The 11,986-nt window shown below is 59.9% G+C and carries 15 protein-coding genes; 2 read left to right on the top strand and 13 right to left on the bottom strand.

Annotation, left to right across the window (positions count from 1 at the left end; all coding sequences use genetic code 11):
• Positions 1-137: 137 nt before the first annotated feature.
• On the bottom strand, positions 138-218 hold the full coding sequence (pqqA, locus tag HMPREF9695_RS25665) for a pyrroloquinoline quinone precursor peptide PqqA (protein ID WP_009031067.1): 81 nt from the start codon (positions 216-218) through the stop codon (positions 138-140).
• A gap of 339 nt (positions 219-557) precedes the next feature.
• On the opposite strand from pqqA, the gene HMPREF9695_RS07170 reads away from it, so the two are divergent.
• Positions 558-893 carry a hypothetical protein gene (locus HMPREF9695_RS07170; protein WP_006020160.1) on the top strand — a complete coding sequence of 112 codons (336 nt, stop codon included), beginning with the start codon at positions 558-560 and terminating at the stop codon, positions 891-893.
• 185 nt (positions 894-1,078) lie between these two features.
• Here the strand turns inward: HMPREF9695_RS07170 and phnN are convergent, their stop codons facing one another.
• From phnN to phnG, 8 genes are read right to left on the bottom strand one after another with little or no spacing between them, the layout of a single operon-like run.
• Positions 1,079-1,657, bottom strand: coding sequence for a phosphonate metabolism protein/1,5-bisphosphokinase (PRPP-forming) PhnN (phnN, locus tag HMPREF9695_RS07165; protein WP_006020159.1), 579 nt, complete (start codon positions 1,655-1,657; stop codon positions 1,079-1,081).
• Complete coding sequence (locus HMPREF9695_RS07160; protein WP_006020158.1) at positions 1,654-2,811, bottom strand: alpha-D-ribose 1-methylphosphonate 5-triphosphate diphosphatase; 1,158 nt, start codon at positions 2,809-2,811, stop codon at positions 1,654-1,656. Before HMPREF9695_RS07160 ends, phnN begins: the two co-directional genes overlap by 4 nt.
• A gap of 10 nt (positions 2,812-2,821) precedes the next feature.
• Entirely contained in the window at positions 2,822-3,520 is a 699-nt protein-coding gene (gene phnL / locus HMPREF9695_RS07155) for a phosphonate C-P lyase system protein PhnL (protein ID WP_006020157.1), read from the bottom strand.
• Between the two features lie 7 nt (positions 3,521-3,527).
• On the bottom strand, positions 3,528-4,310 hold the full coding sequence (gene phnK / locus HMPREF9695_RS07150; protein ID WP_006020156.1) for a phosphonate C-P lyase system protein PhnK: 783 nt from the start codon (positions 4,308-4,310) through the stop codon (positions 3,528-3,530).
• Positions 4,310-5,185 carry an alpha-D-ribose 1-methylphosphonate 5-phosphate C-P-lyase PhnJ gene (locus HMPREF9695_RS07145; RefSeq protein ID WP_006020155.1) on the bottom strand — a complete coding sequence of 292 codons (876 nt, stop codon included), beginning with the start codon at positions 5,183-5,185 and terminating at the stop codon, positions 4,310-4,312. The genes phnK and HMPREF9695_RS07145 overlap by 1 nt, the downstream gene beginning before the upstream one ends.
• Positions 5,182-6,288 (bottom strand): carbon-phosphorus lyase complex subunit, encoded by a 1,107-nt coding sequence (locus tag HMPREF9695_RS07140; protein ID WP_006020154.1) that lies wholly within the window; start codon positions 6,286-6,288, stop codon positions 5,182-5,184. Before HMPREF9695_RS07140 ends, HMPREF9695_RS07145 begins: the two co-directional genes overlap by 4 nt.
• Positions 6,289-6,291: 3 nt before the next feature.
• Positions 6,292-6,906 carry a phosphonate C-P lyase system protein PhnH gene (phnH, locus tag HMPREF9695_RS07135; protein WP_006020153.1) on the bottom strand — a complete coding sequence of 205 codons (615 nt, stop codon included), beginning with the start codon at positions 6,904-6,906 and terminating at the stop codon, positions 6,292-6,294.
• On the bottom strand, positions 6,906-7,364 hold the full coding sequence (phnG, locus tag HMPREF9695_RS07130; RefSeq protein WP_006020152.1) for a phosphonate C-P lyase system protein PhnG: 459 nt from the start codon (positions 7,362-7,364) through the stop codon (positions 6,906-6,908). Before phnG ends, phnH begins: the two co-directional genes overlap by 1 nt.
• 130 nt (positions 7,365-7,494) lie before the next feature.
• On the opposite strand from phnG, the gene phnF reads away from it, so the two are divergent.
• Positions 7,495-8,226: a phosphonate metabolism transcriptional regulator PhnF gene (phnF, locus tag HMPREF9695_RS07125; RefSeq protein ID WP_006020151.1), complete on the top strand. Its 732-nt coding sequence runs from the start codon at positions 7,495-7,497 to the stop codon at positions 8,224-8,226.
• Positions 8,227-8,236: 10 nt separating this feature from the next.
• Here phnF and phnE (HMPREF9695_RS07120) read toward each other — a convergent pair whose 3' ends face one another.
• From phnE (HMPREF9695_RS07120) to phnC, 4 genes are all read right to left on the bottom strand, one after another.
• Entirely contained in the window at positions 8,237-9,088 is an 852-nt protein-coding gene (gene phnE, locus HMPREF9695_RS07120; RefSeq protein ID WP_006020150.1) for a phosphonate ABC transporter, permease protein PhnE, read from the bottom strand.
• Entirely contained in the window at positions 9,085-9,969 is an 885-nt protein-coding gene (gene phnE / locus HMPREF9695_RS07115; RefSeq protein ID WP_006020149.1) for a phosphonate ABC transporter, permease protein PhnE, read from the bottom strand. The genes phnE (HMPREF9695_RS07120) and phnE (HMPREF9695_RS07115) overlap by 4 nt, the downstream gene beginning before the upstream one ends.
• A gap of 66 nt (positions 9,970-10,035) precedes the next feature.
• Positions 10,036-10,974, bottom strand: coding sequence for a phosphonate ABC transporter substrate-binding protein (phnD, locus tag HMPREF9695_RS07110; RefSeq protein WP_006020148.1), 939 nt, complete (start codon positions 10,972-10,974; stop codon positions 10,036-10,038).
• A 97-nt stretch (positions 10,975-11,071) separates the two neighbouring features.
• Positions 11,072-11,884 (bottom strand): phosphonate ABC transporter ATP-binding protein, encoded by an 813-nt coding sequence (phnC, locus tag HMPREF9695_RS07105; RefSeq protein ID WP_006020147.1) that lies wholly within the window; start codon positions 11,882-11,884, stop codon positions 11,072-11,074.
• Positions 11,885-11,986: the final 102 nt, after the last annotated feature.

Below are 11,986 nucleotides of genomic sequence, written 5' to 3'. Positions count from 1 at the left end.
CGTGACGATATCTCATGTCACGGAACTCGGTGTCACAGACGCAATAAAAACCGGTGTCGCGCAGGAATGCTCCCGATGGGAAGAATTCCTGACGCAAACCGGACAGCTCAGCTACTGAACTGTTAACGATACGCGGCTTACTTCCGCGCCGCGCAGGCGTACATGTTGATTTCCATACCAACTGGCACTTCGACGATCTTTGGAGTCTTCCAGGCCATTTTCTTGGTCTCCTTCCCATTCCAGACGGGACTTTGCGCCACCGCCTACTCTGAAGCTAACACGGACTTTCGGGGTGGTGTCATCCATTTTTCGGAGCCTCCGGCACAAGTTTGTGACCGCACCCCCGATAGTGTGCGACGCACCAATTTCCGTTCCGACCCGCAGGACGCCGGATAATTTTCCAAACAATGGGCTTTACTTGGATACCTGTCAGCTTGAACCTAGCGCCAACAACGACGCCATGAACAGCGCGATTCTTTACGCAAGCACAGGTCGTCGCACCTTCCGGCCCGAGCAACGGAGCTCTCCTGCATTGACCTGTACGGAGGAAAACCAAGTTGAGCCTGCCCCGCACACGCATCAAAATGTCCGATGCAGATATCGTCAGCCGATTTGAACGCCTGGGTTACAAACTCGCGGTCGACCAGATCGCATTCACTACGGAGAGCGTTGAAGATTTTTATAATGCCCGCGAAACGCTGTGGACCGGCGTAGGCACTGTCAAAATTTATGAAGAAGGCGGGATGTTGTTGGTCGAGAAAGCGCAGCCGCGCGCCGGCCAGCCCACCCGCGACATCGCGGTTATCAGCCTCGGACACGCACGCGCCGTAATGGGCGTGCTTAAACCGGACAAATCCGCAGAGTTGCCGCGTTATGCCGGCACCATGGCATAGCGGATAATTCCATGGCTTGTTGATAGCGCGTGCCGCCGGTTCAGATTTGAGCGGCGGTGTTCTTCGGTATCCGATCCGCGAATTCCGAGTCGGCGTTATGTCGCTCCCTGCAGGCCCTGACGGAGGCTGGGTCAACGATCAAGTGCTGCGCGCGAATAGCGGCGGCGTCTGACCGCCGATGACTCTTAGTGGCGCCTTATCACTTGCAAAAGCTCGGCCGCGTGGTCCTCCGCCCGGCCGATGTTCTCGATGACGACATCGGGTACTGCCGCAATAACGGCCCTGCGAAGCCTCTCATCCAGTTGACCATCGCTGGAGCGCGCCCTTGCAGCAAGACGTTGCGCAAGGACTTCCGGCGGAGCCGTCACCGAGACCACCGTCACGTTGGCATATGATCTGCGCGCAAACTCGACAATGGTGCGAGACGCGTTCACGACGACGGCATGTCCGGCCCGGATATCATCGACGATCGAGCGCGGCACACCATAGCGCAAGCCATGCGCCTCCCACTGAAAGGCAAAGTCGCCGTGCGCAAGCATCTGTCCGAATTGCATCGGGCTGACGGCCTCATTGTTTTCGAACGACGAGGCCTCTCGGGTGACAACCCGCTGCGGGAAGACGACCTTGATGTCGCCGGCACAGGCTGCCTGTGCAAGCCCAATCAGAGTATCCTTGCCCGCTCCGCTTGGGCCAACAACCAGAACCAACCGGCCCGGCCCGATCAAATCCATGCTTGGCGCGGACAGTGTCGCAATATCGGTCATGCTACACGATGTCCTTCACGCCAAACGCTGCGCACCACCGGCAGATCTTGTGCAAGATGCACGCGGATCAGATCCGCGCGTTTACCGGCAACGATTTCACCCCGGTCAGAGAGGCCAACAGCTTCCGCGGCGGTTTTAGTGACGGTTCGCACCGCTGCTGCCAGATCAATCGCCGGCACATGCTGGGGCAACTGCATCGCCGCCATGAGAAGACTCGACGGGATATAGTCAGACGACATGATGTCGAGCAACCCCTCGCGGGCAAGATCGACAGCGGCAATATTGCCAGAGTGCGAACCGCCACGCACGACATTCGGTGCGCCCATCAGAACGGCGATGCCTGCCTGGTGAAGCCCCCGCGCCGCTTCCATCGTGGTCGGGAATTCGGCGACGGAGACGCGGTCGCGGATTGCATCGGCGACATTCTCCTCGGTGGTGTCGTCATGACTGGCAAGCGGGATATTGTAGCTGTGCGCAAGCGCCACGATCGCGCGCATGTTGGTTTCACCATAAGTCTTTTGGTAGGCAAAACGGCGCTCGAACCTTACATCAAGTTCTGCGTCCGTCAGACCGCCGCTCTTGCCGCGATAATAATCACGCAGCTTGCCTTCGTCGCGAAACTGGCGCTGGCCCGGCGTGTGATCCATCAGCGACATCAGCCGTATATCCGGCCGGCCGACCAGTTCCTCCGCTTCCTCGACGACGCTCGGCATCGGAATTTCACAACGCAGATGCAGGAAATGCTCTGCGCGCAGCAACTTTGCATCGCGCGCCGAAGAAATAGCTTCCGCCAGGATGCCTGCCTGACCATCGACATCCTCCGCACCTTCCTCACGCCAGACGCGCAAGGAATCCAGAACCGTGGTGATGCCGCTGGTGGCGAGTTGCCCGTCATAAGACACCACTGCCGCCACCGGGTCCCAGAACACCTTGGGCCGCGGCACATAGTGAGCTTCCAGGTGATCGGTATGCAGTTCGATCAGCCCCGGCATCAGAAGATCGCCTCCCATATCCTCGCCGCGCTCAGGTGCGTCACCCTCGCCAATCTCGGCGATCGCGCCTTGAGCGACTGCAACCCAGCCCCGTTCGATGACGCGGTCCCTCAGGACCACGCGTGCGTTGCTAAAGATGCTTTCGTTCCGTTCGGAGACCATTCTTTTCCTCTTATGCCGCCGCCGCGAATGACATGACGTCTATGACACGATCGGCAATCAGATGACGAACCTCGTCGTCGTGAACGATGGCCACCATCGCCACGCCGCGCATTTTCTTCTCAGCAACCAGATCCACGACAATCTTTCGGTTGACGCCATCGAGTGAGGCGGTCGGCTCATCGAGCAGCAAGATCGGCATGTCGGATATAAAGCCACGGGCGATGTTAACGCGCTGCTGTTCGCCCCCGGAAAAGGTCGATGGCGGCAATGTCCAAAGCCGCTCCGGGATGTTGAGACGGCTCAACAATGTGCCGGCCTTCGAACGAGCATCGTCGCGCGCGATGCCGTTCGCGATAAGTGGCTCCGCGACAACATCAAGCGTGGCAACACGGGGTACGGCACGCAAGAACTGGCTGACATAGCCGATGGTTCGTCTGCGGACCCGCAAAATATCGCGAGGCTGCGCTGTGGAAATATCGATCATCGCTTCGTTGTGGCGCACCAAGATATGCCCTTCATCGCAGCGATAGTTGCCGAAAATCATTTTCAGGATGGACGACTTGCCCGCGCCTGACGGTCCGGACAGGACCACGCATTCTCCCGCATTGACCCGCATCGAGACACCCGACACGATCGGCAGCCGGACGCCGTTCTGCAGATGCATCGTAAACGTCTTGCTCGCATTCGAGATTTCGATCATCGGAGACATGGGCCACTCATGCAGGCAGGATCGAGGAAACAAGAAGCTGCGTGTAAGGCTCGTGCGGATCGTCAAGCACCTGATCCGTCAGGCCTGTCTCGATCACCTCGCCGCCCTTCATCACCATGACTCGATGCGACAACAGCCGGGCCACCGCGAGATCATGCGTTACAATCACGACTGCAAGCCCGAGTTCGTTGACCAGTCCGCGCACAAGATCGAGCAGTCGCGCCTGAACGGAAACATCGAGCCCTCCAGTCGGCTCATCCATGAAGACAAGACGCGGTTCGGTAACGAGGTTGCGGGCAATCTGAAGCCGCTGCCGCATGCCGCCGGAATAGGTCTTCGGCGCATCATCGATCCGATCGGTCGAAATCTCGACACGCTGCAACCATGACGACGATATTTCACGAATTTTACCGTAATGCCCCCAGCCGACCGCCATCAGCCGCTCGCCGACATTCGCGCCCGCCGATACCGCCATGCGCAGACCCATCGCTGGATCCTGATGCACGTAGCCCCAGTCGGTGCGGAACAGAAACCGCCGCTCCGCCTCACCCAGGGTTGCAAGGTCGCGCGTAACGCCATCTCGCATACGGTAAGCTACACGGCCTTTGCTCGGGTGAAGCTGCGTTGACAACATTTGTAGCAGCGTCGATTTACCCGAGCCGGACTCTCCGACGATCGCGAGCACCTCGCCTGGATAAAGCTGAAACGAGACGTCCTTGCAGGCGAGGTGCCGGCCGTACGACTTGCTCAAGCCTTCGCAGATAAGGAGCGGCTGATCGTCGTCACGCATCATGTCACCTGATGGTCGGCGCCGAAGCCGGCGCCCTGATGGCCGTCCGCGCGGCGCGTTTCGCAATAGTCCGTATCGGAACACACGAACATCCGGCCGCCCCGATCGTCGACCACAACTTCATCGAGATAGGACGTCTTCGATCCGCACAATGAGCAAGGCGCGTCGAAGCGGTAGGTTTCGAACGGATGATCCTCGAAATCGAGCGATGTGACTTTGGTATGCGGCGGAATCGCATAGATGCGCTTCTCACGTCCGGCACCAAACAGTTGCAAAGCCTCACAGTCATCCATTTTTGGATTGTCGAACTTCGGCGTCGGGGACGGATCCATCACGTATCGCTCGTTGACCTTCACCGGATAGGCATAGGTCGTTGCGATGTGGCCGTGGCGCGCGATGTCCTCGTACAGCTTGACGTGCATCAAGCCGTACTCCCCAAGCGCGTGCATACGCCTCGTCTCCGTCTCGCGCGGTTCAAGAAACCGCAGCGGCTCCGGGATTGGCACCTGATAGACCAGCACTTGGTTATCATTCAACGCTGTTTCCGGGATGCGATGCCGGGTTTGAATCACGGTCGCATCCGATGTGACCGTGGTGGTTTTCACGTTCGCTGTCTTCTCGAAGAATTTGCGAATCGAGATCGCATTCGTGGTGTCGTCGGAACCCTGGTCGATCACTTTCAGGGTATCCTCGCGGCCGAGGATCGCCGCCGTCACCTGCACGCCGCCGGTGCCCCAGCCGTACGGCATCGGCATTTCGCGGCTGGCGAACGGCACCTGATAGCCTGGAATGGCGATTGCTTTGAGGATCGCGCGGCGGATCATCCGCTTGGTCTGCTCATCGAGGTACGCGAAGTTATAGACGGGCGCATTCATTCGGCGGCCTCCGCCAGCGAAACGTCGCTGTCCTTGGCAGCCTCGAATTCCTTGCGCAGTTTCCGCAGCAGGCCGAGTTCGGACTGGAAATCCACGTAGTGAGGAAGTTTCAGGTGCTCGACGAAGCCTGTCGCTTGCACATTATCGGAATGGGACATCACGAATTCCTCGTCCTGCGCAGGCGAGCGCACCTCTTCACCCAACTCGCGTGAACGCAACGAACGATCGACCAGCGCCATCGACATGGTCTTGCGTTCGCTCTGCCCGAAGGCCAGGCCATAGCCACGCGTAAAGCACGGCGGCTGCTCCGCCGAGCCCTTGAACTGGTTGACCATCTGGCACTCCGTCAGCGTGATCGAGCCGAGCGGTACTGCGAAGCCAGCATCTTCCGCAACAAACTCGACCTCGACCTCGCCAAAGCGAATCTCGCCTGCGAATGGATGCGTCCGGCCAAAGCCACGCTGGGTCGAATAGCCCAGCGCCAGCAGAAAACCTTCATCGCCCCGCGCAAGATTTTGCAGCCGCAGATCGCGATCCGCCGGAAAGCTCAGCGGCTCCCGCGTGAGATCGCCGACTGGCTGATCGGCGTCTGCTTCCGGAGACGGCTCGATCAGGCCATCTGCACCGAGAATATCGGTCACGCGCGGCATCGGAACGTCGTCAATGACACCCTGTGCCGGCTCCGGGATCGCCACACCTTCCGCAAGCGAGGGATCAAGTAATCGATGGGTGTAATCGAATGTCGGCCCCAGAATCTGCCCGCCGGGCACATCCTTGAATGTCGACGAGATGCGGCGGCGCACCTGCATATTTGCAGTGTCGAGCGGTTCGGTCGCGCCAAAACGGGGGAGTGTCGCCCGGAATGCGCGTAGCAGGAAGATCGCCTCTATCATGTCGCCCCGCGCCTGTTTGATTGCCAGCGCGGCAAGTTCGCGATCGTAAAGCGAACCTTCGGTCATGACACGATCCACGGCCAGCGAGAGCTGCCCGGAAATCTGTGACAGTGAAAGATCGGGAACTTGCGGATCGCCACGACGCTCATGCGCGAGCAGCCGGTGTGCATTCTCTATGGCGCGCTCGCCGCCTTTGACAGCAACGTACATGGATCAGGCCCCTCTCGCAGTGATGAGCGTACTGCGCGGCAACGCCACCAGCTCAGCCCCGCACACCAACAGCAGGTCAACACCACGGGGAAACAGCGCGTGGTTGGCCTGCATGCGCTCGGCAAAATCGGAAGGCAGCCCGCCCGCGCGCAATGTCGAGGTGCCGCGAATACCGGGACCGCTCAAGGTCTGAGCCGGTCCTTCCGTCAGCGTGCCAACCTGAATCACCAGCGTGGTCGATCGATCCGGATATTCCGGAGTCCCAAGCGAAAAACCTTCGAAGTCAGGCAACGCCGCGCCATCATGTATCAGGGCGAAGGCGGCGCGGGATGCATCGCTTGTCAACGGGGCACCTGTCTGAAACCGCAGCCATGTATCAATCGCGGGTTCGGCGTGAAAGCGGTCGTCAATCCAGATGGGCGTGTCGTGGTCGAACAGGGCCAGCGAAACGGCGGCAGTGGCGGTCATCATCGACGACGGTGCATGAACTTCCTCAGCGACGGTCTGGACCGAGCCGGGGCGCGCCAGCGCGTTCATCACGCTGCGGAACACGGATTGCGATGACTGTACTGGATCGACAAAGCCACCACTGGAGCCAAGGCTGGCATTGAGTGTCATCAGCCCTCACCCCTGACCAGCGTGTAGAAATCGACGCGGGTCGCCGCAGTCTCCGCCGCTTGCCGCAATCGCGCGTCTTCAAGCTCGCGACGCAACGGAGCAATGACCTTTTGTTCGACATCAGCCTTGAAACCGCTGTTCTGGATCAGCGCATCGCACAAGGCGATCAGCCTCGCCTTCTCACCATCCCGCCCCAGCACATAGCCGAAGCCAAGTTCACCGGAGGCTAGCCGCACCGCTGCGCGTGAAACGCTGGCCTCGCCGAGATTGAAAGGCGCGCCGTCACCGCCGATCCGGCCCCGAACCATGACAAGCCCGTTCTCGGGCTGCCGGGCTGTTTCGTGAGACGGAACATCGAGCGCTTCGAGGCAGGCCGAAATCCGCTCCGTCGGGGTATGCGCAAGCACGGACATCGCGTTACGGCGACAGGTTTCCGGTGTGGCGTGCGGTTGGGTCATGTCCAGCTTGCCGATTCCAAGTTGTCTATGTTAGTAGACAACTTCGTAACGCAGTGCCATGACAAACTGGTGACGTCGAAATGATTTTCACAGCGTCTGGAATTGGCCGCCCCAACATGCCGTTGCATCCATGAGTTTGTCAGGAGAGCCCGCGACCGGTGTCGCACTCTGGCGCCGCGTCGCGGATTCCATCGAGCAGGCCATCGCCGACGGAACCTATGCCCGCGATACACGCCTTCCCGGTGAACTGGAAATTGCGGAAATACACCGTGTCAACCGTCACACGGTGCGGCGCGCGCTGGCGGCGCTGGCCGAGCGCGGGCTCGTCCGCGCGGAGCGTGGCAGCGGCACCTATGTCGAGGCTCCGCGTATCGCCTACCCGCTGCGCTCGCGAACCCGTTTTTCCGAGATCGTTGGCGCTGGCGGTCTTGAGGCCAGCGGTCAATTGCTGAGTGCGTCAGTCGAACCCGCGACACGCGAGCTTGCCAAACGGCTGGGGCTCAAGACGGATGCGCCGCTGCTCCGGATCGATGCGTTGCGCATGGCGAACCGTGTTCCAATCTGTCTTGGAACCACATGGCTCGACGCGAACCGTTTCACCGACGGCGGACGGGTCTATGAGAAGACCCGTTCAATGACCAAGCTGCTCGCGCATTTTGGCGTGCGTGATTATCGCCGCGAATGGACCAATGTCTCCGCTTCTATCGCCGATGCCGCTGATGCGACGCGGCTTGATCTCGCCCTTGGCCGCCCTGTTCTGGTCGCCGACAGCCTGGATGCGGAGCCGAATGGGACGCCCCTGCTCACCACCCGCGCTCGCTTCGCGGCGGAGCGCGTCCAGTTCGTCATCGAGAACAGGTAAGGCTTGAAATTTAGTGCCGCGCTTCGCCGGCGCGACCGATGATCGCAAAGCGCAGGCGGCTTGAGATCAAATCGATCACAGCGACTGCAGCCAGAATCATCAGGATCAGGGTCGAGACTTTCTGCCATTCCAGCACACGGATTTGTTCGGCCAGTTGCAACCCGATGCCCCCGGCGCCGACAATACCGATGATAGTGGCCGAGCGCGTGTTCGATTCAATGAAGTAGAGAATTTGCCCGGCCAGCACGGGAAGAACCTGCGGCATCAAACCGAAGCGAATTTCCTGTAGTTTGCTGCCGCCCGCTGCGCGGATACCCTCGACCTGCTTGCGGTCGGCTCCTTCGATAGCTTCGGAGAAAAGCTTGCCGAACGCACCGAAATCCGAGGTCGCAATCGCCAGCACGCCGGCAAACGGTCCAAGTCCCACGACATTGATCCACACCAGCGCCCAGATCAGCGTATCGACGCCCCGGATCGAATCCAGAAAGCGGCGCACCGGAAAGCGCAGGAAAACTGACGGAATGATGTTCCGTGCCGCCAGCAGGCTGACCGGCAGCGCCAGCAGCGCCGCCAGCAACGTGCCGAGAAACGCGATCGACAGCGTTTCCCCCATCGCGACAAGATAGGTAGGGAACGACGTGCCGGGGTCCGGTGGGATCATCAGCGTGATGAACCAGCCGAGTTGTCTAAAGCCGGTCACCAGGCGATCGATCGAGAATTCAAGATACCAGCAGCCGAAGATAAACAGCGCGATCGCGGCCAACCCGACAGCGAGCGCCTTAATGCGTGACCTATGCGATCCCCGGAAAAGGTCCGGATACTGAATTGCAAGCTCCTTTGGATCCCGTGTTGCCGGCGTCATATGCGCTGCTCCGATCCGAACAGCCGCCCGCGCAGCCAGCCGGTACAGATATCGATGACAAACACGGTGACGATGATCATCAGCAGAATAGCGCTGACATCGGAGTAGAAGAACTTGCGCACCGCCACGACCAGTTCCTGGCCGATGCCGCCTGCCCCGACAAAACCCATCACCGACGCTTCTCGCACATTGATCTCGAACCGCAGCAATGTGTAGCTCGCGAAACCCGGCATCACTTGCGGAAGCACGGCAAAGCGGACGGCGGACATCCAGCTTGCGCCGGTAGAGCGGACGCCTTCGAGCGGCTTCATGTCGATATTTTCGGCCTGCTCCGAATAGAGCTTGCCCAGCGCGCCTATCGAGTGAATCGCGATGGCCAGTACGCCGGCCATCGGCCCTAGACCAAAAGCAATCACAAAGATCAGCGCAAACACGATGCTGGGAACTGTGCGGCAGAATTCCAGAGACCTGCGCACAACAAACCGCAACGCGGGATGCGGCGACAGATTGGCGGCAGCGAAGAAGTTGAGGCCAAATGCACCTAATGCGCCCATCGTGGTGCCGACATAGCTCAGCAGCAGCGTTTCCGCGAGCAGCTTGAGCCATTTTTGCCAGCCCCAAAACCATTCGGCGGGATCGGTCCAGACGCGCTTGCCCGTGTCAAGATTCAGGATGCGGTCGAAGTAACCGACAAAATTTCCGATCTTCTCGACAAAAGTCTTCGGCGCGACCTCAGCGCCAAAGCCCGCGACGATCAGCAACACGATGAATACGACGAGCCCTGCCGCAAAGCGCAGTCGTTTGCGAGAGATAGCCGTGTTGTAGGCGGCTTCGAGCGCCGCGATCTGCTGGGGCGGATAGCTGGAAAGGCTGATTGTCAAAATGAAACTGTTCTATGCAGGAAAGAGGAAGGGCCGAACAGGCACATCTGTCCGGCCCTCCGGCAGTCAGGATGCCTTCTTCTTGCGAAGACTATCGACGAACTTGATCAGTTCAATCATGCCGTCCCAATCCTTGGTGGTGGCCGGGGCGAAGTCTTTCTTCTGTCCGTCGGACAGCCTGTCGAATGCTGCCTTGTCCTTGGCAGGAGCCTCAAAGAAAGCCTTCTCGATGCTCGCCTTCAGATCGGCCGGCATGTCGGTCAAAACCGCGTATGGGCCATTGAGGATCGGGGCTGACTTGTGAACGATGCGGAAGTCTTCCTTCTTCATCGCCGAACCGTCGGCATTCTTCAGCATGCCCTTGGTCAGCATCTGGGCAAGGGTCGAGTCGTTATCGGCGGTCCACTGATTGGCGGCGACGTCAACCGTCCCCTGCGAGAGTGCCAGGAGCGCGTTTTCGTGGCTGCCGGTGAAAACCACCTTGCCGAAATACGATTCCGCGTCGGTGATCTGCATCTTGTTCAGTTCGAAACGCGGAACATTGTTGCCGGAGGTCGAATTCGGATCGACCAGACCGAGGTTCTTGCCCTTCAGATCGTCGATGCTCTTGTAAGGGCTCTTCGCCAGCACGAAGAACATCGAATAGTAGCCGGTGGTGCCGTCGATGTTTCGGTCATGTGCGAACGCGTCGGTATGCACACCTGTGAGACGCGCGCGGGCGAACGACGCCGAGCCGTAGCTGGCAACATGGATGGTTCCGGTGCGCTGTCCTTCGATCACCGCAGCGTAGTCATTGGCGATGCGGAGGTTCACCTTCACGCCAAGTTCCTTGCTCAGGTAGGAAATGAAGGGCGCCCAGCGCTCGGTAACGCCGGACGCGTTCTCAGCAGGAACAACTGCGAAAGTAAGTTCGGGATACTTGGTCTTCCAGTCCTGGGCGGACGCAGCGGTGGCGCTGAAGGCGAGCGCAGCAGCACCCGCAATGACGATACGGCGATTGATCATGGTGTCCTCTGTATGGTCGGTTATCGCAAGGTTCAGGTCGAATTCGATGACTCAAAGCATGCCGCAATCCGAAGACTGCTTCACGACATCGGCACGCTTATGCAACCGCGGCAGTTCCGAAAGCCGGCGCGAGAGTTCCGGGCGCAAAGCCCGGAGTCTCGTCCATCACTTCGCCAGCCTCAAGATCGTAGAGCTCGCGCGCGATCGTGTCGGTGAGTGCAGCAGGGACTCCGTCGAACACGATACGCCCGGCGGACATGCCGATCAGGCGGTCGCAGTATGTCCGCGCCAGATCGAGCGAGTGAAGGTTGCAGATCACCGTGATGCCGAAATGCTTGTTGATACGCAGCAGCGCATCCATCACGATCCGGGTGTTACGCGGATCGAGCGACGCAATCGGCTCGTCCGCCAAAATAATGTCAGGCTGCTGGACCAGCGCCCGGGCAATCGCCACGCGCTGCTGCTGGCCGCCGGAAAGCTGGTCGGCGCGCTGCGCAGCCATCGGCATCATGTCGAACTGCTCGAGAGCGGAAATCGCAATGGCCTTGTCGTCCTGCGGCCAGAGCTGAATCAGCGATCGCCACTGGGGCACGCCCGCAAGACGCCCCATCAGGACATTGGTCAGGACATCGAGCCGCCCGACCAGATTGAATTGCTGGAAGATCATTGCCGAGCGCGCACGCCAGCGGCGCAGATCACGGCCCTGCAAGGCGGTCACGTCCACGCCTTCGAACATAATTCGTCCACCGGTCGGCTTCTCCAGACGGTTGATCATTCGCAGCAGCGTCGATTTTCCTGCGCCCGAACGGCCAATCACGCCGACGAAGCATCCCGGTTGAACCGAGAAAGAGGCATTGTCGACGGCCGTCTTCGCGCCAAACCGGCACGTCAATCCGTCTACCTCAAGCATGTGCCAACTCCGTCTCAGTAAGTTCATTCCTCGCTAGCGTGGGTTTCCTACAGTTGTGTGACACATCCGCCTGCGGCGGTTGCCCTCCCCCGAAATCGCGTA

It is taken from the genome of Afipia broomeae ATCC 49717, assembly GCF_000314675.2.
Lineage (GTDB): Bacteria > Pseudomonadota > Alphaproteobacteria > Rhizobiales > Xanthobacteraceae > Afipia > Afipia broomeae.
The sequence above is the reverse complement of the archived record's forward strand: the minus strand, read 5'-3'. Positions and strand labels throughout refer to the sequence as shown.

Coding starts and splice junctions, on each gene's coding strand:
- phnK (WP_006020156.1), bottom strand. CDS start 4,310: ATGCGTGACGACGATCAGCCGCTCCTTATCTGCGAAGGCTTGAGCAAG.
- phnH (WP_006020153.1), bottom strand. CDS start 6,906: ATGACACTCAATGCCAGCCTTGGCTCCAGTGGTGGCTTTGTCGATCCA.
- phnD (WP_006020148.1), bottom strand. CDS start 10,974: ATGATCAATCGCCGTATCGTCATTGCGGGTGCTGCTGCGCTCGCCTTC.
- phnC (WP_006020147.1), bottom strand. CDS start 11,884: ATGCTTGAGGTAGACGGATTGACGTGCCGGTTTGGCGCGAAGACGGCC.
- phnF (WP_006020151.1), top strand. CDS start 7,495: ATGAGTTTGTCAGGAGAGCCCGCGACCGGTGTCGCACTCTGGCGCCGC.
- HMPREF9695_RS07140 (WP_006020154.1), bottom strand. CDS start 6,288: ATGTACGTTGCTGTCAAAGGCGGCGAGCGCGCCATAGAGAATGCACAC.
- phnN (WP_006020159.1), bottom strand. CDS start 1,657: ATGACCGATATTGCGACACTGTCCGCGCCAAGCATGGATTTGATCGGG.
- HMPREF9695_RS07160 (WP_006020158.1), bottom strand. CDS start 2,811: ATGGTCTCCGAACGGAACGAAAGCATCTTTAGCAACGCACGCGTGGTC.
- HMPREF9695_RS07145 (WP_006020155.1), bottom strand. CDS start 5,185: ATGAATGCGCCCGTCTATAACTTCGCGTACCTCGATGAGCAGACCAAG.
- pqqA (WP_009031067.1), bottom strand. CDS start 218: ATGGCCTGGAAGACTCCAAAGATCGTCGAAGTGCCAGTTGGTATGGAA.
- phnL (WP_006020157.1), bottom strand. CDS start 3,520: ATGTCTCCGATGATCGAAATCTCGAATGCGAGCAAGACGTTTACGATG.
- phnG (WP_006020152.1), bottom strand. CDS start 7,364: ATGACCCAACCGCACGCCACACCGGAAACCTGTCGCCGTAACGCGATG.
- phnE (WP_006020150.1), bottom strand. CDS start 9,088: ATGACGCCGGCAACACGGGATCCAAAGGAGCTTGCAATTCAGTATCCG.